This is a genomic window from Streptomyces sp. NPDC097129, assembly GCF_055668065.1.
Map to the genome: position 1 here is coordinate 51,697 of NZ_JBVOQE010000004.1, position 20,518 is coordinate 72,214.

Here is a 20,518-nt window from a genome sequence, read left to right on the forward strand (position 1 = left end):
CGGCCTCCCTAGAAGAACGTGCGGAGGTAGTCGACCACCGTGCCGTCCGCCTCGGCCACCGGGATCAGCGGCCACTTGTCGAACGACGTGCACGGGTGCGAGAGCCCCAGGCCCACCCAGTCCCCGACCTCCAGCTCCGCCCCCGGGGCGGTGCGCAGCCAGGCGTGCTGGTCGGACAGCGCGGTCACCTCGATCCCGGTCGCCGGGCGTTCGTCACCGTCCCGGCGTACCACCTGGGCCACGGGCAGGTCCAGGTCGTACGCCGCGTCCCGCTTGCCCGCGTTGAGGAACGCCTGCTCGGGCGTGGGGCGGGAGACGACCTGCGCCCACAGCCGGAACGCCGGCTCCAGCGCGCCCTCCTCGGGCACCCGGTTGAACGGGGTGAGGCGGCGGTAGTGGCCGTCGTCGTGCGAGACGTAGGCGCCGGAGCGCAGCAGCTTCAGGACCGGCGCGGACAGGGCGGGGATCTCGGCGAACACCTCGGCGACCGCGTCGAACCAGGCGCTGCCGCCCGCGCTCACGACGATCTCGTCCAGGCCCGCGAACCGCCCCGCCTTGTCGAACTCGGCGGCGAGCGCCACCAGCCGCCGCAGCCACGCGGTCACCCGCTCGTGCGTCGCCTGCGGCACCTCGCCCTCGTACCCGGCGACCCCGACGAGCCGCAGCGTGCGCACGGCCGCCACCGCGTCCGCGACGGCCGCGCACTCGGCGCCCGTGCGCACGCCGGTACGGGCGCCGTCCCCGGCGGCCAGCTCCACGACGACGTCCAGGGGGCGCGTTGCGCCCGCGAGCGCCGCGTCCATCAGCTCGACCCCGCGCACGGAGTCGACGTAACAGATCACGCGGAAGTCCGGGTCCTCGTCCTGCCGGTCCGCGATCCAGCGCAGGGCGGCCGGGTCGACCAGCTCGTTGGCGAGGAACACCCGCCGGAACCCGAAGGCCCGCGCGACCCGCACCTGGTGCGGCACGGCGAGGGTGATGCCCCACGCGCCGTGCTCGATCTGCCGCTGGAACAGCCGCGGCGCCATGGAGGTCTTGCCGTGCGGCGCGAAGGCGAGTCCGTGCCGGGCCGCGTACGTCTCCATCAGCTTCAGGTTGTGCTCCAGGCGCTCGGCGGACAGCGCGAGCACGGGCGTGGCGAAGCCGCCGGTGAACAGGTTGCGGCGCTGGGCGGTCAGCTCGCCGACGCTCAGACCGTCCGCGTCCGGCGGGAGGCCCTTGAAACGGTGGTCGACCCGTTCGTCGGCCAGGCGGGCGAGAGCGTCGCTGCTCATGAGAGCCTCCCTGATCAGTTGCGTTGCATGTATTGCAACGCTCGTTGCGTATGTCGCTCACCGCTGTCTAACATCTCGGCCAACGCGGGGTCAACGACAGCCGGCCCCCCGACGGAGGAGCTACGACCATCGTGACCAGGACCGCACCCCGCCATGCCCCCGACGTCGACACCGTCGATGTCGTCGCGCTCGGCGAGTCCATGGTCACGTTCCTGCCCACCCGGCCCGGCCGCCTCGCCGACGTCCCGTCCTTCCACCGGTCCATCGGCGGCGCCGAGTCCAACGTCGCCTGCATGCTGGCCGCCGCCGGCCACCGCACGCGGTGGATCAGCCGCGTCGGCGCCGACGGCTTCGGCGACCACCTGATCGAGGCCATCGGCGCGTACGGCGTCGACGTCAGCTCCGTACAGCGCGACCCGGCCCGCCCGACGGGCGTGTACTTCCGCACCGCCGGGGAGCGCGGCACCGACGCGCACGAGGTGGCGTACTACCGGGCGGGCTCGGCGGCCTCCGCGATGTCCGTGTCCGGGACCGACCTCGCGGCGGCCCGCTCCTGCCGCGTGCTGCACCTGTCGGGGATCACGGCGGCGCTGTCGGACGGCTGCCGCGAGCTGATGCGCGAACTGACGGCGCCGGGCGCGGAACGGCCCCTGGTGTCGTTCGACGTCAATTACCGGGCGGGGTTGTGGGTCTCCTCCGGTGGCCCCGGCCTGCTGCTGGAACTCGCCCGCACGGCGGACGTCGTTTTCGTGGGGGAGGACGAGGCGGAAGCGGCCTGGGGCGTCACCGGCGGCCCGCAGGCGATCCGCGCGCTGCTGCCGGAGCCGCGGACGCTGGTCGTGAAGCAGGGGGAGCGGGGCGCGACGGTCTTCTGCCCCCGCACACCGGTCACCTTCGTCCCCGCTCTGCGGGTGGGCGTCGTGGCGACGACCGGCGCCGGCGACGCCTTCGCCGCGGGCTTCCTGCACGCCACCCTCCGCGGCCTCGCCGCCAAGGACCGCCTCCGCCACGCCCACCTCTGGGCCGCCGCCGCCCTCACCACCCCCGGCGACCTCACCGCACCCCCCGCCCGCGCACACGCCGACCGGCTCGCCGCCGTCGACGACGGGACATGGGGGACACTTCGACTCGGCCCCGGCTGGACGCAGGCCGAGCAGGCCGAAGAGGAGGTACCCGCCCCATGAGCCAGACCGTCGACCGCGCCCTGAGCATCCTGCCGCTGCTCGCCGAGGGCCCCGCCGACCTCGGACAGGTCGCCGACCGCCTCGGCGTCCACAAGTCCACCGCCCTGCGCCTGCTGCGCACCCTGCACGAGCACGGCCTGGTCTACCGCCAGTCCGACCAGCGCTACCGGCTCGGTGCCCGCCTCTTCGCCCTCGCCCAGGAGGCGATGGAGAACCTCGACATCCGCGAGATCGCCCACCCCCACTTGGCGCGCCTCAACGAGAGCTGCGGCCACACCGTCCACCTCGCCGTGTACGAGGAGAACGAGGTCCTCTACATCGACAAGGTGGACAGCCGCTACCCGGTGCGCATGTACTCGCGGATCGGCAAGCCCGTCGCCATCACGGTCGCCGCCGTCGCGAAACTGCTCCTCGCCGACCTGCCCGAGCACGAACGCCGCGCTGTCGCCGAGAAGCTCGACTACCCCCTGTACACGGCCCGTTCGACCCCGAACGCCGACGCCTTCCTCAAGGAGCTGGCCACGGTGCGCGAACAGGGCTGGGCCACCGACCTCGGTGGCCACGAGGAGTCCATCAACTGCGTCGCCGCGCCCATCCGCGGCGCCGACGGCCGGGTGGTCGCCGCGATGTCGGTGTCCGCGCCGAACGTCGTCGTGACCGCCGAGGAACTCCTCACCCTGCTCCCGCTGGTGCGCCGTACCGCGGACGCCATCAGCGGCGAGTACTCCGGAAGAACGCCAGTAAAGGACCCCGAATGACGGACAAGATCGCGCTGACGCCGAAGACCCACACCACCCCGCCGGCGAAGTTCTCGCACGGCGTGAAGAAGGGCAACATCCTCCAGGTCGCCGGGCAGGTCGGCTTCCTCCCCGCCGAAGAGGGCAAGGCCCCGACGCCGGCCGGCCCCACGCTGCGGGAGCAGACCCTGCAGACCCTCGCCAACGTCGAGGCGATCCTCGAAGAGGGCGGCGCGAGCTGGGACGACGTGATGATGATCCGCGTCTACCTCACCGACGTGGACCACTTCGCCGAGATGAACGAGATCTACAACGCCTACTTCGGGGAGCAGGGCCTCACCCAGCCGCCCGCCGCGCGCACCACGGTGTACGTCGGCCTCCCCGCCGGGCTCCTCATCGAGATCGACGCGCTCGCCGTCCTCGGCTGAGCCGCCGTCCTGGGCTGAGCCGCCGTCCTGGGCTGAGCCGCCGTCCTCGGCTGAGCCGCCGTCCGCGGGGGCGCTGACGCCCCCTCACCACCCGTACGTCCGCACCCGGTACGGCGCCCCCACGGGCGCCGCGCCGCGATGCCCCCTGCCCGAAAGCACCATGCACTTACCGCGTCCCCCGCCCCCCTCCCCGTAGAGGACCAGCCCGCATGTCCCTCGCCCTCGCCGCCTCCGCCCCCGCCGCGACGCCACCCCACACCGGCGGCCTTCTCCTGCTGATCGGCGGCACGCCCGGCCTGCTCACGGTCGCCGCCGTCGGCATCGCCCTGCTGCTCTTCCTGATCATCAAGGTCAGGCTCCAGCCGTTCGTCGCCCTCCTCGCCGTCTCCATAGCCGTCGGCCTGCTCGCCGGCCTGTCCGTCACGGAACTCTTCGGCACGGTCCAGCGCTCCGACGCCGTCTCCACCATCGAGTCCGGCATGGGCGGCATCCTCGGCCACGTCGCGATCATCATCGGCCTGGGCACCATGCTGGGCGCCGTCCTCGAGGTCAGCGGCGGCGCCGAAGTCCTCGCCTCGCGCCTGCTGGGCCTGTTCGGCGAACGCCGCGCCCCGCTCGCCATGGGCCTGACCGGCCTGATCTTCGGCATCCCGGTCTTCTTCGACGTCGGCATCTTCGTCCTGGCGCCGATCGTCTACGCCGCCGCCAAACGGTCCGGCAAGTCGATCCTGCTGTACTGCCTGCCCCTGCTCGCCGGCCTGTCGATGACCCACGCCTTCCTGCCGCCGCACCCCGGCCCGGTGGCCGCGGCCGGTCTGCTGCACGTCGACCTCGGCTGGATCATCCTCATGGGCGTCGTCTGCGGCCTCCCGGCGGTCCTCGCCGCCTGGGCGTACGCCGCCTGGATCGGCCACCGCCTCTTCGTCCCCGTCCCGCAGGACATGCTGGAGGCGGCCCAGGAGGCCAAGGCGGTCGTGCTCGCCGAACAGCGCACGCAGGGCGTCGAGCCGCGCGAGGCGCCGGTCCCGCTCGGTACGGTCCTCGGCATCATCGGCACGCCGCTGGCGCTGATCCTCGCCGCCACGTTCTCCTCGATCGCCCTCGCCCCCTCCACCGGCCGCTCGGTGATCGAGTTCTTCGGCCACCCCTTCGTCGCGCTCACCATCGCCCTGCTCCTCGCGTACTACCTGCTCGGCGTGCGCCGCGGCTGGTCCCGCAAGTCCCTGGAGACCGTCTCGACGGCCTCGCTGAAGCCGGTCGGCAACATCCTGCTCGTCGTCGGCGCGGGCGGTGTGTTCGGCGCCGTGCTGAAGGCCGGCGGGGTCGCCCAGGCGCTGTCGGACACCTTCCACGGCGTGGGCCTGCCGGTGATCGTCCTGTCGTACCTGATCTCGCTCGTCCTGCGGGTCGCCCAGGGCTCCGCGACGGTCGCGATCGTGACGACGGCGGGCATCGTCGCCCCGCTGCTGTCCGCCGGGCACCACAGCGAGGCCTTCGTCGCCCTCGTCATCATGGCGATCTCGGCCGGCTCCATCTTCGCCTCGCACGTCAACGACGGCGGCTTCTGGATGGTCGCGAAGTACTTCGGCATCAGCGAGCGGGACACGCTGAAGTCGTGGACGGTACTCGAATCGGTGCTGTCGCTGGCCGGGTTCGCGGTGGCCGCGGCCGTCAGCGTCTTCGTATGACGCTGGTTTGTATTCGTATAACGATGCAGGGGCTGGCTGTGTGCGACACAGGATCGTCGACCATACTGCTCCGCTGTGGAGCAGCGCATAGGTGAGAGCATCCAGCCCCTGAAGGCCGAACCCGTGACGGGCGCCGGGTTCGACCCCGCCTTCGTCCCCGGGATCACCGCGCCCAAGCCGGGGGAAGCGGCGGAAGCCGGGCCCAAGAAGGGCGCACCGGCCGACGAGGAGGCCGAAACGGCGCCGGCCGAGGAGGCCGCCGAACCGGCGACCGCCGAGGAGACGGCCGAAGGGGCCGAACCGGCCGACGGCCCGGTCTTCGAGGCCGCCGACCGCCGCGCGCGGATCGTCGCCGACCGCCAGGGCGTACGGCTGTCCCTCGACGACCAGGCGTGCGAGTTCCGGTGGGACGAGATCGGCGCGGTGGAGACGGAGACGGCCCGCTTCGGGAAGCGGTTCACGGTCACCGTGCACACGCCCGAGCGCCGCTGGTACCCGATCGAGATCGAGGCCAAGTCCCGCGCCGACTTCGCCACATGGGAGGCGGAACTGGACGCGGTCCTCGACGCGTACTTCGAAGAGGGCGCGGAAGCCGAAGCGGAGCCGGAGGCCGAAGCGCAGCCGGAGGCCGAAGTGAAGCCGGAGGCCGAAGCGGACGGCGAGGACTAGGCCCTGGACCAGCCCTGGTCGGAGTTCTTCCGAACCCCCTGCGGGGTCAGCTGCGCCAGCGCGGGCTGAGAGCGATCTCCCGGAGCTGCTCGATGGTCAGCGCCGGGGTGGCACGGGTGGCGGCGTCGTGCTGCGAACCGGAGTTGAAAGCGCTGATGACGACCCGGAAACCGTCCTTGCGCATGGTGTCGACGGTCCACATGACGACGCCCTTGACGCCCTTCTCCCCGGGCCCCTGGTGCACGGCGACCCGGGTGCCGTCGGGCAGCGTCTCGTCCCCCGAGTCGAAGAGGTCACCGCGTACGTCACTCATGTCCGGCTGCACGTTGACCTGCACCAGGCTCCTGCCCTTGCCGTCGTCGACGACGGCGTAGGCGAAGTCGCTGTCGTCACCGCTCTTGTCGACGACCTTGAGCTGCTTGGGCAGCAGGGCCAGCAGCTTGGTGCGGGCGTGCAGGTCGGCGCCGGGGTCCGTGGGGTCGGGCGAGGGGCGGCGGGGATCGCGCGGGAGGGCGTCGACGAGGGTCCGCCAGTCCCTGGCCGACGCGAGCCGGGTCAACGCGGCGGAATCCAGCGGAGGTTCGTCCCGGCTGATCGCCGCGTCCTTCTCGGCGGGGGCGTTCCACTCCATCACGGCGACGTGCTGACCGGTCGGCGTGACCAGGTCGGCGGTCCAGTTCTTGGTGTCCACACGCCGGTCGGGATACTCGTACCCCTGAAGGATCCTGATCACCGAGCCGTCCGCGAGATGGTTCGTCACGCAGGAGTCGTACGGGATGTAGACCTTGTCCGGGCACTGGAGCGCCTGCCGCGCGTCCAGCCCGCCCGGCTCCACCTGGTTGAGGCTGACGGACAGGGCGGCGGCCCCCTTGCCGTCGTCGTAGACGACGGAGGCGAAGGGGAACACCGTGGCCCTGCCCTTGGACCCGCGGCCCTTCACCTTGGTGAACGTGCCCTGAGGCAGGAGCCGTTCGAGGGTCTGGATCATCTGCTGCTGGGTGACGCCCGTGGCCGCCGCGCTCTTGGACGGCTGCGGCTGTGGTCGCGGCTTGCTCGCGACGCTGGACAGCCCCGGGGCCGCGGTGGAACCCCCCTGGCCCCACGGCAGGAGGAGCGCCCCGCCCACCCCGGCGAGCGCGACGCCGGCCACGCCGCCGAAGACGGCCGCCCGGCGCCGCAACCGCAGTCGCCGGCCCCTCCGCGCGCCGCCCGCGGTGAGGGCGTTCCGGTCGGTCTCGAAGGTGCCGCCGGTCTGGTGCAGGGCGGCGGAGAGCTGGTCCTCGAAGGGATCGCTGTGCGGATCGCTGTGCTGGTCGAGGGGCATGGCAGAACCACCGTTTCCGCGAGGTAGAGGTGAGGGATGAAGATCGAGTCGGAGGGGGGCAGCCGGAGGAGGCTCAGGGCCGGGCGTACGCGCCGATGTCCTCGCCGAGCAGCTCCCGCAACCGGGCCAGGGCCCGTACGCACCGGGTCCGCACGGACGCCGAACTGGCGTTGAGTACGGCGGCGGTCTCCTGGACGGACCGGTCCTCCCAGTACCGCAGGACGACGACGGCCCGGTCCTTGGCGGGCAGCCGCGCGAGCGCGTCGAGCAGGGTCAGCCGCAACGGCGTGTCGCCCGCGGTGTACGGCGTCTCCGGCAGCGCGGCGGTCACCCGCTCCCCGCTGCTGCGCCGCCGCTGGTGGGCGAGGAAGGCCCGGGTGAGCACGGTCTGGGCGTAGGCCGCCGGGTTGTCGGCGCGGGAGACGCGTCCCCAGCGGACGTAGATCCGTCCGAGCGTCTCCTGCACCAGGTCCTCGGCGAGGTGCGTGTCCCCGGCGGTGAACAGACAGGCCGACCGGTACAGATGGCCGGCCCGCACCGCCGCGAACTCCGCGTACTCCTCAGCCCGGGCCTGTCTCATCTGCTCTCCCTGGTCCTGGCGTCACTCGGGGCGAGGCGTGCGCCGTGCGGTGCCGCCATCTCGCCGTGCGGTACCGCCACTCAGCCGTGCGGTGCCTCCACTCCATCGATGCGCTGGGGAGCGGAAATGTTTCACTCACTGTCGGGTTTCGTGTAGAGGACCTCGCGGGCCTGTTCCGCGGCGCGGGCGATGGCCTCGGAGACGAAGTCGACGAAACGGGCGATGTTCTCGAGACGGATGGCCGCCGGTGTGCCCGCGCCGAGGACGCCGACGCCCTCGCGCGCGGTCTCGGCGAGCTGGGCGGTGCCGCGGGCGCTGGCCATCATCGACTGGTACCAGACGTCGTCGTCGACGACGTAGCGCTCGCGGCGGCCCTCCTGGCGCTCCCGGCGAACGAGCCCCTGGCTCTCGAGGAACGCGACCGCCTTCGACACGGACCCCGGGCTGACCTCGAGACGCCGGGCGAGTTCGGAGGCGGTGAGGCTGCCGGCGTCGGTGGTGTAGAGGCAGGTCAGCACCCGGGCCATCATCTTGGGCAGCCCTTGGTGCATGAGGAGGGTCGTGAACATCTCCTCGTACGCCCGCACGGCTTCGGCATCGCGGCCGTGCGGCGGCGTACGCGACGGCATCTGAGGTGCGCGGGGCGCGGCCTGCCTGCGCCGGTGCGCGCGCTGCTCGGTGGCACGGTGGGCGAGGTCGGCGCGGTAGGCGGTGGGCCCGCCGTTGCGCATCACCTCGCGCGTGACCGTCGAGGTCGGACGGTCGAGACGCCGGGCGATCTCCGCGTAGGCGAGGCCGTCGGCCAGCCCCAGCGCGATCTGCTGACGCTCCTGCTGCGTGAGTCTGCCTCCCGGCACGACGGCCTCCTTGGTACTCCGTGGAGACCTCAGCGTAGCGTTCACGGCAAGGCCATTGCAACGAATGCTGTGGGTCGCGTTGCATTGCTCCGAGCGCCGTTGCAACGAATTACGCACAATGACCTGCGTGAATGCTCTGAGATCGCAAGAAGGTCATTGCCTTGCTCGTGAACGCAACGTAGCGTTTCCCTCATCGGAAATAACGAAGCGAAGGAGAGCACCATGCAGAAGTTCGACACCCCCGCCCCGGTCTCGGTCGTCCTCGACATCCCCGCCGGACGCATCCAGTTCATCGCCGCCGACCGGGCCGACACCGTGGTCGAGGTCCTGCCCGCGAACGCCGCGAAGAGCCGCGACGTGAAGGCGGCGGAGGGGACCACCGTCGAGTACGGCGACGGGGTCTTGCGGATCGCGGCGTCCGTGGCGCAGAACCGGCTCCTCGGGCCGTCCGGCAGTGTGGAGGTGACGGTCCAGCTCCCGGCAGGTTCCCGTGTCGAAGCGAAGGCCGCCGCCGCCGAGCTGCGGGGCGTCGGACGGCTCGGCGACGTCGTCTTCGAGGGCGCGCAGGGCCCGGTGAAGCTCGACGAGGCCGCGAGCGTACGCCTCACCGTCGCGGCCGGCGACGTCTCGGTCGGCCGACTGACCGGCCCGGCGGAGATCGGCGTCCAGAAGGGTGACATCCGTATCGCCGAGGCCGTGCGCGGCGCGCTCACCCTGCGCACGGAGTCCGGCGACATCACGGTCGACGCGGCCCGCGGTGCCTCCGCCACCCTGGACGCCGGCACCGGCTACGGCCGCATCACCAACACCCTGAACAACACCGACGGCGCCGAGGCCGACCTCACCATCCGAGCGACCACCTCCTACGGCAACATCACCGCACGCGGCCTGTAAACGAACGATCCCGCCCGCGCCCCGGCGAGCCCAGCGCTACCGGCCCATCGTCCAGACCGAACCCATCGCAGCTGCCGACGCACCCCAACACGAGGGCGACTCATGGTTCTTCGGTATCGTCACCGATCTCGCCGGGGCACCCACTGAAGTCGTTGTCCAATCAGGCGACCCTTGGTGACACCTCGAGGCTGCAGGACATTCAGAAGGAACGGCAGCCACGAGCTCCCCGAGTTTGACGGGGCCGGGAAACCGATTCGCTACACGAAAGGGGCACAGTGCAGTCGGCGCAGAATCCGAAGCCTGATGGAGAGCACATCATCACGGGTTCCGATGGGTCCGCCTACTGCACTCCGACGCATTATCAGACGTACATCGTCATGGAGGTCGGGCGATGAGCGACCTGCCCTGGTGGACTGACTCGCCCCCCTGGTTGATCGTCAGTCCGAGTGATTCGCTTGTTGTGGCCGTGCAAGCTCTGCCATCGAGCGGGTCGATCTACGCTGCGCGCATGCAGGGGCGAGAGATGGCCGACTCTGACGCTGTTTTTGCGCAATTCTACGAGAATCTCCGTCTGCCTGATTACTTCGGATGGAACTGGAACGCGCTGTATGATTGCTTGTCCGATCTGAACTGGATTCCAGCAACGCGCTACCTGCTGATGGTGGACGACGTTGATCACGTATTGGCAGACAACCCGAGTGAGCGCTCTGATTTCCTGCGTGTTCTCGTGAGAGCTGCGGAATCGTGGGCGGCCAAGCCTGGACTGCCTGGCCGGAAGAAATCCATCTTCCGAGTCGTCTTCCTCTGTGCCGCTGAATCCTGCGATGACATCAGGGCGGAAATCTCTCAAGCCGAACGCTCTCTATGACGCACACCGGATTGGAGGGCCGCCAGAGAGGTGACACCCCACACGGGGGCCCAACCCGTCGGCGTATGTTTTCAACCCGCACACGTGGAGCGATCCCTTCGGACTCTCTCCTTGCCCCGAGCATCTCTTCCGAGGGACGACCAGGGGGTTCGAGGGAAGTCCCGGTGTACAAAGGTGGGGCATCACGCCCACCTCGTCGGATCCGGGGGTGGCAACCGTGTTCGCCACGCAGGCGGAGAGGTTCAGGGACGCGGTCGTCGAGATCTACCCCCGCAGTGCGCTCGAAGGGGTTGCCGTGCACGAGGGGTACATCGCGCGGGAAGCGGAGTGGCCGGTTGAACTCAGCCCGGGCGAGCTCTCGTCCCGGGCGTCGATGCAGGTTCCCTCATCAACAGCGAGAGAAATATTGTCGGAGATGGGGATTCACGTACCACGAAAGATCAACAACGGCGATATCGATCCGCTGCTTGAGTACGATGTGCCCAAGCTCTCACCGGAGCAGATCGCCAGATTCGTCGAGGAGGCGCACAGGCGTGCCTGAGAATTCAGTATTGAGCGTTTTGGACGTCCTTCCTTCGGCTGAGCCGAACTCGGCCGTGTGTGTCGTTCGGTGCATCGAAGGAACGGCAGTACTCGGCATGACTTTTGCTGTGATGTCCCCCCAGGCGGAAAACAAGGATCAGTTGCAGAAGGTCACGCTGGCGAGGATTGAGTGGTACGGAAGAGAAGTGGACCAATTGGATACCGTTCATTCCGGCAAGGTGACAGTCCGAGGAACGGAGCCCGAGCGGTTGAGGCCTGGAAGCAGGTTGGTCCAGTGCCAGACGACAGGCGAGTGAGCTTGATTCTGCGCGCCGTACGGCGGCTGTTTTGATCCCGTGTTGCGGGGCCTGGTCGTGGTGGGCTCTCACGGGGGGCAAGGTGGCCTGGCCCTGTGGATCGACGCCAAGGGCCAGGCTCATGTCCCTGCGAGGAGCCGCTGGTGGGCGGTCTTCGCGGCAGGAGCGGAAACCGTGGAGCGCCTGGTCCGCGAAGACGCCAGGTGACGGCAGGCTCAGCGCAGTATCGGCATCGGGGGCTGAGCAGGGGGCGCACTCCACTCGGACCAGGGGTATCCGGCAGGGGGCGCCCCCGAGGGGCGAGTCACGCCTCACGGCATCGCATGCACATGCGCCCCCACCGACGACGACCACCCGTTCCCCGCGGCCGCATCCCAGTTCGTCGACCAGGTCATCGCGCCCCGCAGGTCGGGGTATGTCCTCGACGGCTTGAAGGTGCCGCAGTTGGTCAGTTTCGTCAGGCAGTCCAGGGCGTTGTTCACGACCGTCGGGGAGACGTAGCCGCTGCCCGCCGCGCGCGTGGACGCCGGCAGGCCCAGGCCCACCTGGGACGGGGCGAGGCCGCCCTCCAGCTGGATGCAGGCCAGGGCCGTGAGGAAGTCGACCGTGCCCTGGCTGTAGACCTTGCCGTCGCAGCCCAGCATCGAACCGCTGTTGTAGTACTGCATGTTGACGACCGTGAGGATGTCCTTCACGTTCAGCGCCGTCTGGAAGTAGCCGGCGGATGTCGACTGCATGTCGATGGTCTGGGGGGCCATCGTGAGGATCAGCGACGGGCCCGCCTTGGCCGACAGGGAGCGCAGCGCCTGCGTCATGTAGGTAGGGTTGAGCCCGTTCTCCAGGTCGATGTCGACGCCGTCGAAGCCGTACGTCTGCATCAGTGCGTAGACCGAGTTCGCGAAGTTCGTCGCGGACGCGGAGTCGCTGATCGACACCGTGCCGTTCTGGCCGCCCACCGAGACGACGACCTTCTTGCCGGCCGCCTGCTTGGCGCGGATGTCCGCCTTGAACTGGTCCACGGTGTAGCCGCCCAGGCCCGCGGAGTCCAGCGTGAAGCTCACGGCGCCCGGCGTGGTCGTCGCGTCCGCGAAGGCGACGGCGATGATGTCGTAGGCCGCGGGCACGTCCGCCAGCTTCTGCACGGTCGCGCCGTTGTTGAAGTTCTGCCAGTAGCCCGTCACCGCGTGCTTCGGCAGCCCCGTGCCGCCACCGCCACCTCCGCCGCCGCCACCCGTGCCGGCCGTCGTCGCCGACACCGCCGCCGACTTCGCCGACTCACCGGCCGCGTTGGACGCCGTGACCTGGAAGGAGTACGACGTGGATGCCGCGAGCCCGGAGACCGTGGCCGACGTGCCGCTCACGGACGCGGCCTTCGCGCCGTCGCGGTAGACGGTGTATCCCGTCGCGCCCGGCACCGCGTTCCAGGAGAGGGAGACGGAGGAGGACGTCGTGGCGGAGGCGGTCAGGCCCGCGGGTGCGGCGGGGACGGTCGGGGCCGGGTCGCCGCCTCCGCCGCCGTCGGGGCCGTACACCTGCACGTCGTCGGCGTAGTACGCCGCCTGGCCGTACCAGCCGTTCAGATACAGCGTCACCGAGGTCGTCGACGAGCCCGTGGTGAACGTCGTCGTCAGCTGCTTCCACGTCGGCGAGTCCGGCGTCCACGTCGAGACGTCGGTCGTGCCCGTGCCCGTCACGCCCAGGTAGGCGTACCCGCCCTGGACCCACGCGCTCAGGCTGTACGTCGAGTTGGGCCTCACGGCGACGGTCTGGGTGCACCGGGCGTTGTCCTGCCCGGCGGGCGTGGCCTTCAGGGCGGACGTGCCGCCGTGCACGGGCGAGGAGACGGTCGTCCCGCTGTTCGCGGAACAGGTCCAGTTGCCGAGCCCGGCCTCGAATCCGGCGTTCTTGACGTTGTTGACGTCGGCTGCGGACGCCTGGCCCGCACCGGCGAGGGTGAGGGCGAGGGCGGCGGTGACGGCACCGGACCAGAGCCGGGCCGATCGGTTGTGTGGGGACATGCGCATAAGTTGGTCCAGACCAATATGACTGTCAAGAGGTCCAGACCAAATCCGTGAAGCAAGGGGCCGAACGCGCAACCTGTCCCACTTTGGCGCGACTTGCGCGATGACAGTTCCTTCTCGGCTCCACAAACGCTGTTCTCCGGTCACAGACGCGTGGTTACAGTGCTCACGTAGTCACGCAGTGAAGTCACGCCGGTGCGCTCACGTGACCGGTGGGACCGGCCGGTGGGAACGGGGACGTGAGGGGGGAGCTGCACGTGCCAACTGCCGTCGCCGTGACCAGTGCCGAACTGGCCCTGCCGGCGCAGGACGAGCGGACCCTGCCCGCCGCCGTCCTGCCGGACCTCGACCGGCAGCCGCTGGAGCAGGCGGTGCTGAGCCTGCACGCCCTCGTCGAACAGTACGGACATGTCGTCGTCGTGTACGCGCCCGGTGTCCCGCCCGGCGTCGAACAGCGGCTGCGCACCGCGAGGTCCCTGCTGGAGAGCGACCGGATCGCGCTCTTCCGGCCCGGCCTGCCGCCCCTCGCCGTCGCCGTCCTCGCCCGCCAGCTCCGTCAGCTCGCCTCCTGCGACCTCTCTCCCGGCGTCCTCGCCTCGGCCGGCCGCCTGCTCACCCACTACCTCCACGCCGGCGCCCTGCTCGGCTCCGTCGCCCGCCTCGACCGCGTCCCCGTCGACCTCAAGGCGCACGCCCGCTCCTGGCTGCCGGGCAGTCAGTTCGCCGTCCTCGCCCACCCCGAGCCGCAGCTGGTCCGGCTGGGGCCCGCGGCCGCCCTCAAGGGCCCGGAGTTCGCGACCCGGCTGGTGCACGCCAAGGGGCAGCTCACCTCCGACTGGGTCGCCGGCACCCTCGCCCCCGCCTGGAACGTCCAGGGCCTGCACGAGGCGCCGCTGCCCGCCGAGTCCGCCGCCTGGTGGGGCACCGGCAAGCTCGTCGAGTTCTGCTCCTACCTGTCCGACCTGCCGGTGCTGTACCAGCTCGTCACCTCCGTACGGCAGAGCACCTGCCACTGGTGCGGCATCCGCGTCATCGGCGACCGCTGCGTCTTCTGCTCCGCCGCCCCACCGCCCGCCCACGACCTCCCGGTTCCCGCGGGCTGAGCCCGAGCGACCGCCCCGCCACCCCCCTCGCCCACCATCCGATGAGGTTGCACGGTCCATGAACTCCCGTCAGCGCCGCGGCGTCATCCTCCTGCTCCTGTCGGTCCTGTGCGCGCTCGGCGCGTTCGCAGGCGTGCTGTCCGTCGTCGACGACGTGAAGTCCAAGGTCGGGCCCGAGGTCACCGCGTACGAGGTCAAGAGCGATGTGGCGCCCTACACCGCGCTCAGCCCCGCTCAGTTCAAACAGGTGAGGATGCCCGAGCGGTGGCTGTCGCACACCGCCGTCACCGACCTGTCCGCCCTGCGCGGCAAGATCGCCGTCACCACCCTGCGGGCGGGCTCCCTGCTGCAGCGCGACATGATCGTCGACCAGCCGGCCCTGCGGCCCGGCCAGCAGGAGGTCGCCATCATGATCGACGCGGCCACGGGCGTCGCCGGCCAGATCACCCCCGGTGCGTCCGTCAACGTCTACGCCACCTTCGAGGGACAGAAGCAGGGCGACCCGGACCAGTCCCGGGTCATCGTCACCGGCGCCAAGGTCCTCAACGTCGGCAAGCTGACCGCCCTCGAACCCGACGCCGACCAACGCACCCGCACCACCGAGGCCGTCCCCATCACCTTCGCGCTCTCCGCGCTCGACGCCCAGCGCATCACCTACGCCGAGTCGTTCGCCAAGCGGGTGCGGCTCGCCCTGGTGGCACCCGGCGGCGACGCGGACGTGCCCCCGCAGGCCCGGACGTACGAACTCGCCAAGGACAAGTGAGGAGCCCGCATGCCCACGAGGATCCTCCCCGCGGTCGGCGACACCGACGCCGTCCGGTCCCTGACGACGCTGCTCAGCCAGCTGCCCGACGCCGAACCGGCCGCCCCGGTCGTCGACTCCACCCAGCTCGTCGACTCCCTCGCCCGCCTCGCCGCCGAGTCCGTCGACGAACTGCCCGAAGTCGTCGTCGTCCACGAACGCATCGGGCCCGTCCCCGCCCTGGAGCTGATCCGCGAGGTCGCCCTGCGTTTCCCGTCGGTCGGCGTCATCCTCGTCACCACCGACGCCAGCCCCGTCCTCTTCTCCGCCGCCATGGACGCGGGCGCCCGCGGCCTGCTCGCGCTGCCGCTGTCGTACGAGGAACTCGCCAGCCGTGTCCAGGCCGTCGCCCAGTGGTCGGTGGGCGTCCGGCGCCACCTCGGGCACGGCGGCGACGTCTTCACCGGCTCCGGCGGCACCGTCGTCACCGTCAGCGGCGCCAAGGGCGGCGTCGGCACCACCGTCACCGCCGTCCACCTCGCCCTCGCCGCGCAGGCCGCCGGGCGCGCCACCGCCCTCGTCGACCTCGACCTGCAGACCGGCGACATCGCCTCCTACCTCGACGTGCAGTTCCGCCGCTCGGTCGTCGACCTCGCCGGCATCACCGACATCACCCCGCGGGTCCTCGCCGACGCCGTCTTCAACCACGAGACCGGTCTGGCCCTGCTGCTCGCCCCGGCCGAGGGCGAACGCGGCGAGGACGTCACCGACCGCGCCGCCCGCCACATCGTCAGCGCCCTGCGCGCCCGCTACGACGTCGTCGTCGTCGACTGCGGCGCCCAGCTGTCCGGCGCCGGCGCGACGGCCGTGGAAATGGCCGACACGGCCCTGCTGGTCACCACCCCGGACGTGGTCTCCGTCCGCGGCGCCAAACGGGCCGTACGCCTGTGGGACCGGCTCCAGATCCGCAAGGCCGAGGAGACCACCGTCGTCGTCAACCGGCACACACGCGCCACGGAGATCCAGCCCGCCCTCATCCAGAAGATCACCGGCACCGCCCTCGCGGCCACGGCCGTCCCCGCCCACTTCAAGGAACTCCAGGCCGTCGTCGACGCCGGGCGGCTGCACGAGCTGGAGAGCAAGTCGGCCGTGAAGCAGGCCCTGTGGACCCTCGCCGGGGAACTCGGGCTCGCCCGGACCGCCGAGGGCGGCCACCGGGCGGGCGGGCGCGGCGCGCTGGTGCTGCGCCGGCGGAAGGAGGGCGGGTGAAGCGCTGGAAGGACGCGGGACAGGTCACCGTCGAGTTCCTCGGCATGACCCCGCTGATCATCACCACGCTGGTCGTGCTGTGGCAGTGCGTGCTGGTCGGCTACACCTACACCCTCGCGGGGAACGCCGCCGACGAGGCGGTCCGCGCGGCAACGGCGGCCGAGCCGGGAGCCCGCGACGCGGCCTGCCGCCGGGCGGGCACGGACAAGCTGTCGGGCCCGTGGCGCGGCGCCGCGGACATCGGCTGCGTGACGGCGGACGGCTATGTGAAGGCCCACGTCTCCCTGGAGGTCCCCATCCTCTTCCCCGGTGTGATCGGCTTCCCGCTGCGCGTCCACGGCACGGCGGGCGCGGTGGAGGAGGCGAAGGAATGACGCGGTACGCCGGCGGCGCCCGCGACCGCGGCCAGGTGGCGATCGAGTACCTCGGCTTCCTGCCGGTCCTGCTGCTCGTCGCGCTCGCCGGGATCCAACTCGGCCTGGTCGCCTACACCGCCCAGCAGGCCGGTACGGCGGCGCGGGCGGGGGCGCGCAGTGCCTCGCTGGACGACGACTACCAGGCGGCGTGCGTCAGCGCGGTCAGCGGCTCACTCGCCGACGGCACCGCGTGCAGCAGGGCAGATCTGGGCGAGGCGGTGCAGGTCACCGCCGCCGTCCACATCCCCTCCCTCGTCCCCGGCTGGGACTTCGGGGAAGCCCGCCGCACCGCGACCATGCCGCTCGACCACCGACCGAGGAGCACTTGAGATGAGCCTGCGGGCACGCGTCAGCTCCCCCGAGGAGCACCGCGGCCGCGGTGAGGACGGCCACCTGGTCGCCTCCTACCGCGCCAAGCTGCTGGAGGAGATCGACCTCGCGGAGATGGGCGCGCTGGCCGCCGCCGACCGCCGGGCCCGCCTCGAACGCGTCCTCGGCCACATCATCAGCCGCGAGGGACCGGTCCTGTCCACGGTCGAACGCTCCCAGCTGATCCGCCGCGTGGTCGACGAGGCGCTCGGCCTCGGCATCCTCGAACCCCTCCTCGAAGACGCCTCCATCACCGAGATCATGGTCAACGGCCCCGACGCGATCTTCGTCGAACGCGCCGGCCGCGTCGAGCAGCTCCCGCTCCGCTTCGCCAGCGCCGACCAGCTGATGCAGACCATCGAACGGATCGTCTCCACGGTCAACCGCCGTGTCGACGAGTCGAACCCGATGGTCGACGCCCGCCTCCCCTCCGGCGAACGCGTCAACGTCATCATCCCGCCGCTTTCCCTGACCGGCCCCACCCTCACCATCCGCCGCTTCCCGCGCTCCTTCACCCTGCACGAGCTGGTCGGCTTCGACTCCCTCGACGAGCACATGGTGTTCCTGCTGGCCGGCCTGGTGCAGGCCCGCTTCAACATCATCGTCTCCGGCGCCACCGGCACCGGGAAGACGACCCTGCTCAACGCCCTGTCCGGACTCATCCCCGAGGGCGAACGCATCATCACCATCGAGGACTCCGCCGAACTCCAGCTCCAGCAGTCCCATGTGATCCGCCTGGAATCCCGCCCGCCCAACGTCGAGGGCAAGGGCCGTATCACCATCCGCGACCTGGTCCGCAACTCGCTGCGCATGCGGCCCGACCGGATCGTCGTCGGCGAGGTCCGCGGCGGCGAGTCCCTCGACATGCTCCAGGCCATGTCCACCGGCCACGACGGCTCCCTGGCGACCGTGCACGCCAACAGCGCCGAGGACGCCCTCACCCGGCTGCAGACCCTCGCGTCCATGTCCGACGTGGAGATCCCCTTCGTGGCCCTGCACGACCAGATCAACAGCGCCGTCGACGTCATCGTCCAGCTCACCCGCTTCCCCGACGGCGCCCGCCGCATCACCGAGATCGCCCTGCTCGACAGCCACGGCGGCGAGCCGTACCGCCTGGCCACCGCCGCCCGCTTCCAGGCCCAGCCGATGACCGGGGACGGCCGCGTGTACGGCACCTTCCAGTTCTTCCCGCTGCCGCGCCGCACCGCCGACCGCCTCTACATGGCCGGCCAGCCCATCCCCCAGGCCTACGGCGTCGCCCACAGCGCCGACCAACTGGCCACCCGAGAGGCGAGGTAGGACGCCATGGACCTGCACACCCTGATCACCCTCACCATCGGCACCGCCCTGCTGACCTGCGTCCTGGCCGTCCTGGGCGTCCACCTCTACGCCCGCGGCCGCGCCCAGCGAGCCGCCCTCGTCGACCGCCTGACCCACACCGGCCGGCTCCCCGTCACCGGCCGCACCCGCCGCTTCCAGGACCTGGACCGCCGCCTGCGCCGCACGAAAGCCGGCCGGAAGCTGGAACTGCGGCTGGCCGCCACGGGCCTGGACATCACCCCGGGCGAGTTCACCGCGGCGATGCTGGCGACCGTGGCCGGCCTGTGGCTGCTCGGCCAGGCCACCCTGGCGCCGTTCTTCGGCCCCATCGCCGGACTGCTCGGCGTCTGGGCGGCCCTGCAGTTCCTCACCTGGCAACGCCAGAAACGCATCGAGAAGTTCATCAACCAACTCCCCGAACTCGCCCGCATCCTGGCCAACGCCACCCAGGCCGGCCTCGCCCTGCGCACCGCGATCGGCATGGCGGCGGAGGAACTGGAGGCCCCGGCCGGCGAGGAACTGGCCAAGGTGGCCGACCAGCTGGCGGTGGGAGTGCCGCTGGACGACGCCCTGGGCGAACTGGCGGACCGCCTCCCGTCCCGCGAACTGGTCGTCCTCGTCACCACCCTCGTCCTGTCGAACCGGGCGGGCGGCCAGGTCGTCGGCGCCCTGCGCAACCTCACCGAGACGCTGGAGGAACGCAAGGAGACCCGACGGGAGATCCGCACCCAGCTCTCCCAGGTCAACATGACGTCGTACGCCGTCCCGGTCATGGGCATCGGCTCACTCTTCCTGATGAACGGCGTCAAGGACGGCGCCCTGGACCGCATGACGGGCTCGCCCGTCGGCCAGGCCTGCGTGATCATCGCGTTCGTGCTGTACGCGATCGGCTTCGTCCTCATCCGCCGCATGTCCCGCATCGACGTCTGAGGAGGCACGGCATGGCACTCGGACTCGCGCTGCTGACGGCGCTGAGCGTGGCGGGCGTCTTCACCGGGATCCGCATGTACCGGGCGGAGGCGAAACTCCCCGGCGACCTCGCCCTCGCCCTGGAGGTCGGCTCGACCCGCACCGGCGCGGTCGACTCCCTCATCGACCGCATGGGCATGCGGTACGCCCCCGCCGTACTGCGCCTGATGGGCCCCCGGCTCGTCGCGCGCTACCGCCGCAAGATCGACCTGGCCGGCAACCCCGGCGGACTCACCCTCGACCGCTACGCGGCCCGCAGAGCGGTCTACGGCTTTCTCGGCGCCGTCGGCTTCCTGGTCTTCCTCCTGCGCGGCCAGTACCTGATCGCCCTCCTCCTGCTGGCCTTCGGAGCCTTCTGGACGGAGGTCGGCATCTGGGCGGCGATCCGCGTCCGCAAGGACGTCATCGAGCGCACGCTGCCGGACTTCCTCGACGTCCTCGCCGTCGTCGTCAGCGCGGGACTCGGCTTCCGCCAGGCCCTGGACCGGGTGGCGTCCCGCTACGAGGGCCCCTGGGCCGACGAGATCCGCATCACCCTGCGCCAGATGGACCTCGGCATGAGCCGCCGCGAGGCCTTCGCGGAGCTGCGCCGCCGCAACGACTCCGAGCAGGTCGCCATGTTCGTCACGGCCCTGCAGCAGGGCGAGGAACTGGGCGCGCCGATCGTCGACACGCTGGTCTCCATCGCCAAGGACATGCGCCGCACGGACGCGCAGAACGCCCGGCGCAAGGCGGCACGGGCGGTCCCGCGCGCCACGCTCATGATCACGACGTTCATGGTCCCGGCCACGATGCTGCTCCTGGGCGCGGGCCTGCTGCTGGGCTCGGGCACGGACTTCGGGTCGATCACCGGGGAGTAGGGGGAGGGAAGATGACACTGACAGAACAGGCGAGGGCGCACGGCGCGAGAGTCGCTCGGCACGGCGCGAGAGTCGCTCGGCACGGCCGGGAAGCCGCCGACGTGGAG

Annotated in this window: 21 protein-coding genes; 16 read left to right on the forward strand and 5 right to left on the reverse strand. The window is 71.0% G+C overall.

The window, feature by feature from the left end:
• Window positions 1–8: 8 nt before the first annotated feature.
• Window positions 9–1,274, reverse strand: a complete 1,266-nt coding sequence (locus AC0B9F_RS14045; protein ID WP_472002241.1) for an amino acid deaminase — start codon at window positions 1,272–1,274, stop codon at window positions 9–11.
• Window positions 1,275–1,405: 131 nt separating this feature from the next.
• On the opposite strand from AC0B9F_RS14045, the gene AC0B9F_RS14050 reads away from it, so the two are divergent.
• From AC0B9F_RS14050 to AC0B9F_RS14070, 5 genes are all read left to right on the forward strand, one after another.
• Window positions 1,406–2,458: a sugar kinase gene (locus tag AC0B9F_RS14050; protein WP_472002243.1), complete on the forward strand. Its 1,053-nt coding sequence runs from the start codon at window positions 1,406–1,408 to the stop codon at window positions 2,456–2,458.
• Window positions 2,455–3,216 (forward strand): IclR family transcriptional regulator, encoded by a 762-nt coding sequence (locus AC0B9F_RS14055; RefSeq protein WP_472002245.1) that lies wholly within the window; start codon window positions 2,455–2,457, stop codon window positions 3,214–3,216. The genes AC0B9F_RS14050 and AC0B9F_RS14055 overlap by 4 nt, the downstream gene beginning before the upstream one ends.
• Window positions 3,213–3,623: a RidA family protein gene (locus AC0B9F_RS14060; protein ID WP_472002247.1), complete on the forward strand. Its 411-nt coding sequence runs from the start codon at window positions 3,213–3,215 to the stop codon at window positions 3,621–3,623. Before AC0B9F_RS14055 ends, AC0B9F_RS14060 begins: the two co-directional genes overlap by 4 nt.
• A gap of 209 nt (window positions 3,624–3,832) precedes the next feature.
• Window positions 3,833–5,311: a GntP family permease gene (locus tag AC0B9F_RS14065; protein WP_472002249.1), complete on the forward strand. Its 1,479-nt coding sequence runs from the start codon at window positions 3,833–3,835 to the stop codon at window positions 5,309–5,311.
• 75 nt (window positions 5,312–5,386) lie between these two features.
• Window positions 5,387–5,980, forward strand: coding sequence for a hypothetical protein (locus AC0B9F_RS14070; RefSeq protein WP_472002251.1), 594 nt, complete (start codon window positions 5,387–5,389; stop codon window positions 5,978–5,980).
• Window positions 5,981–6,026: 46 nt separating this feature from the next.
• Here AC0B9F_RS14070 and AC0B9F_RS14075 read toward each other — a convergent pair whose 3' ends face one another.
• The 3 genes from AC0B9F_RS14075 to AC0B9F_RS14085 form a co-directional block, all read right to left on the reverse strand.
• Window positions 6,027–7,304 (reverse strand): hypothetical protein, encoded by a 1,278-nt coding sequence (locus tag AC0B9F_RS14075; protein WP_472002253.1) that lies wholly within the window; start codon window positions 7,302–7,304, stop codon window positions 6,027–6,029.
• A gap of 73 nt (window positions 7,305–7,377) precedes the next feature.
• Window positions 7,378–7,884 carry a SigE family RNA polymerase sigma factor gene (locus AC0B9F_RS14080; RefSeq protein WP_472002255.1) on the reverse strand — a complete coding sequence of 169 codons (507 nt, stop codon included), beginning with the start codon at window positions 7,882–7,884 and terminating at the stop codon, window positions 7,378–7,380.
• A 131-nt stretch (window positions 7,885–8,015) separates the two neighbouring features.
• Window positions 8,016–8,741: a GbsR/MarR family transcriptional regulator gene (locus AC0B9F_RS14085; protein WP_472002256.1), complete on the reverse strand. Its 726-nt coding sequence runs from the start codon at window positions 8,739–8,741 to the stop codon at window positions 8,016–8,018.
• A 222-nt stretch (window positions 8,742–8,963) separates the two neighbouring features.
• Here AC0B9F_RS14085 and AC0B9F_RS14090 point away from each other — a divergent pair, with 222 nt between their 5' ends.
• From AC0B9F_RS14090 to AC0B9F_RS14100, 3 genes are all read left to right on the forward strand, one after another.
• Window positions 8,964–9,635: a DUF4097 family beta strand repeat-containing protein gene (locus AC0B9F_RS14090; protein ID WP_472002257.1), complete on the forward strand. Its 672-nt coding sequence runs from the start codon at window positions 8,964–8,966 to the stop codon at window positions 9,633–9,635.
• A 391-nt stretch (window positions 9,636–10,026) separates the two neighbouring features.
• Window positions 10,027–10,503 (forward strand): barstar family protein, encoded by a 477-nt coding sequence (locus AC0B9F_RS14095; RefSeq protein WP_472002258.1) that lies wholly within the window; start codon window positions 10,027–10,029, stop codon window positions 10,501–10,503.
• A 217-nt stretch (window positions 10,504–10,720) separates the two neighbouring features.
• On the forward strand, window positions 10,721–11,044 hold the full coding sequence (locus AC0B9F_RS14100; RefSeq protein ID WP_472002259.1) for a hypothetical protein: 324 nt from the start codon (window positions 10,721–10,723) through the stop codon (window positions 11,042–11,044).
• Between the two features lie 609 nt (window positions 11,045–11,653).
• On the opposite strand, the gene AC0B9F_RS14105 is transcribed toward AC0B9F_RS14100, so the two are convergent.
• The gene (locus AC0B9F_RS14105) at window positions 11,654–13,360 is read right to left on the reverse strand and encodes a chitinase (RefSeq protein ID WP_472002261.1); all 1,707 of its coding nucleotides are present in this window, start codon (window positions 13,358–13,360) and stop codon (window positions 11,654–11,656) included.
• 260 nt (window positions 13,361–13,620) lie between these two features.
• On the opposite strand from AC0B9F_RS14105, the gene AC0B9F_RS14110 reads away from it, so the two are divergent.
• The 8 genes from AC0B9F_RS14110 to AC0B9F_RS14145 are packed head-to-tail and all read left to right on the forward strand — an operon-like array spanning window position 13,621 to window position 20,411.
• On the forward strand, window positions 13,621–14,466 hold the full coding sequence (locus AC0B9F_RS14110) for a hypothetical protein (protein ID WP_472002263.1): 846 nt from the start codon (window positions 13,621–13,623) through the stop codon (window positions 14,464–14,466).
• A 58-nt stretch (window positions 14,467–14,524) separates the two neighbouring features.
• The gene (cpaB, locus tag AC0B9F_RS14115; protein ID WP_472002265.1) at window positions 14,525–15,229 is read left to right on the forward strand and encodes a Flp pilus assembly protein CpaB; all 705 of its coding nucleotides are present in this window, start codon (window positions 14,525–14,527) and stop codon (window positions 15,227–15,229) included.
• Window positions 15,230–15,238: 9 nt separating this feature from the next.
• Window positions 15,239–16,477 carry an AAA family ATPase gene (locus tag AC0B9F_RS14120; RefSeq protein ID WP_472002267.1) on the forward strand — a complete coding sequence of 413 codons (1,239 nt, stop codon included), beginning with the start codon at window positions 15,239–15,241 and terminating at the stop codon, window positions 16,475–16,477.
• A gap of 44 nt (window positions 16,478–16,521) precedes the next feature.
• A complete protein-coding gene (locus AC0B9F_RS14125; protein WP_472002953.1) occupies window positions 16,522–16,851 on the forward strand; it encodes a pilus assembly protein in 330 nt (109 codons plus the stop codon).
• The gene (locus tag AC0B9F_RS14130) at window positions 16,848–17,222 is read left to right on the forward strand and encodes a TadE/TadG family type IV pilus assembly protein (RefSeq protein ID WP_472002269.1); all 375 of its coding nucleotides are present in this window, start codon (window positions 16,848–16,850) and stop codon (window positions 17,220–17,222) included. Before AC0B9F_RS14125 ends, AC0B9F_RS14130 begins: the two co-directional genes overlap by 4 nt.
• 1 nt (window position 17,223) lies before the next feature.
• Window positions 17,224–18,561, forward strand: a complete 1,338-nt coding sequence (locus AC0B9F_RS14135; RefSeq protein ID WP_472002271.1) for a CpaF family protein — start codon at window positions 17,224–17,226, stop codon at window positions 18,559–18,561.
• Window positions 18,562–18,567: 6 nt separating this feature from the next.
• Complete coding sequence (locus AC0B9F_RS14140) at window positions 18,568–19,512, forward strand: type II secretion system F family protein (RefSeq protein ID WP_472002273.1); 945 nt, start codon at window positions 18,568–18,570, stop codon at window positions 19,510–19,512.
• Window positions 19,513–19,523: 11 nt separating this feature from the next.
• Window positions 19,524–20,411, forward strand: a complete 888-nt coding sequence (locus AC0B9F_RS14145) for a DUF5936 domain-containing protein (protein WP_472002275.1) — start codon at window positions 19,524–19,526, stop codon at window positions 20,409–20,411.
• Window positions 20,412–20,518 lie beyond the last annotated feature (107 nt).

Coding starts and splice junctions, on each gene's coding strand:
- AC0B9F_RS14105 (WP_472002261.1), bottom strand. CDS start 13,360: ATGTCCCCACACAACCGATCGGCCCGGCTCTGGTCCGGTGCCGTCACC.
- AC0B9F_RS14055 (WP_472002245.1), top strand. CDS start 2,455: ATGAGCCAGACCGTCGACCGCGCCCTGAGCATCCTGCCGCTGCTCGCC.
- AC0B9F_RS14130 (WP_472002269.1), top strand. CDS start 16,848: ATGACGCGGTACGCCGGCGGCGCCCGCGACCGCGGCCAGGTGGCGATC.
- AC0B9F_RS14075 (WP_472002253.1), bottom strand. CDS start 7,304: ATGCCCCTCGACCAGCACAGCGATCCGCACAGCGATCCCTTCGAGGAC.
- AC0B9F_RS14090 (WP_472002257.1), top strand. CDS start 8,964: ATGCAGAAGTTCGACACCCCCGCCCCGGTCTCGGTCGTCCTCGACATC.
- AC0B9F_RS14135 (WP_472002271.1), top strand. CDS start 17,224: ATGAGCCTGCGGGCACGCGTCAGCTCCCCCGAGGAGCACCGCGGCCGC.
- AC0B9F_RS14080 (WP_472002255.1), bottom strand. CDS start 7,884: ATGAGACAGGCCCGGGCTGAGGAGTACGCGGAGTTCGCGGCGGTGCGG.
- AC0B9F_RS14060 (WP_472002247.1), top strand. CDS start 3,213: ATGACGGACAAGATCGCGCTGACGCCGAAGACCCACACCACCCCGCCG.
- AC0B9F_RS14125 (WP_472002953.1), top strand. CDS start 16,522: ATGACCCCGCTGATCATCACCACGCTGGTCGTGCTGTGGCAGTGCGTG.
- AC0B9F_RS14065 (WP_472002249.1), top strand. CDS start 3,833: ATGTCCCTCGCCCTCGCCGCCTCCGCCCCCGCCGCGACGCCACCCCAC.
- AC0B9F_RS14140 (WP_472002273.1), top strand. CDS start 18,568: ATGGACCTGCACACCCTGATCACCCTCACCATCGGCACCGCCCTGCTG.
- cpaB (WP_472002265.1), top strand. CDS start 14,525: ATGAACTCCCGTCAGCGCCGCGGCGTCATCCTCCTGCTCCTGTCGGTC.
- AC0B9F_RS14045 (WP_472002241.1), bottom strand. CDS start 1,274: ATGAGCAGCGACGCTCTCGCCCGCCTGGCCGACGAACGGGTCGACCAC.
- AC0B9F_RS14120 (WP_472002267.1), top strand. CDS start 15,239: ATGCCCACGAGGATCCTCCCCGCGGTCGGCGACACCGACGCCGTCCGG.
- AC0B9F_RS14095 (WP_472002258.1), top strand. CDS start 10,027: ATGAGCGACCTGCCCTGGTGGACTGACTCGCCCCCCTGGTTGATCGTC.
- AC0B9F_RS14145 (WP_472002275.1), top strand. CDS start 19,524: ATGGCACTCGGACTCGCGCTGCTGACGGCGCTGAGCGTGGCGGGCGTC.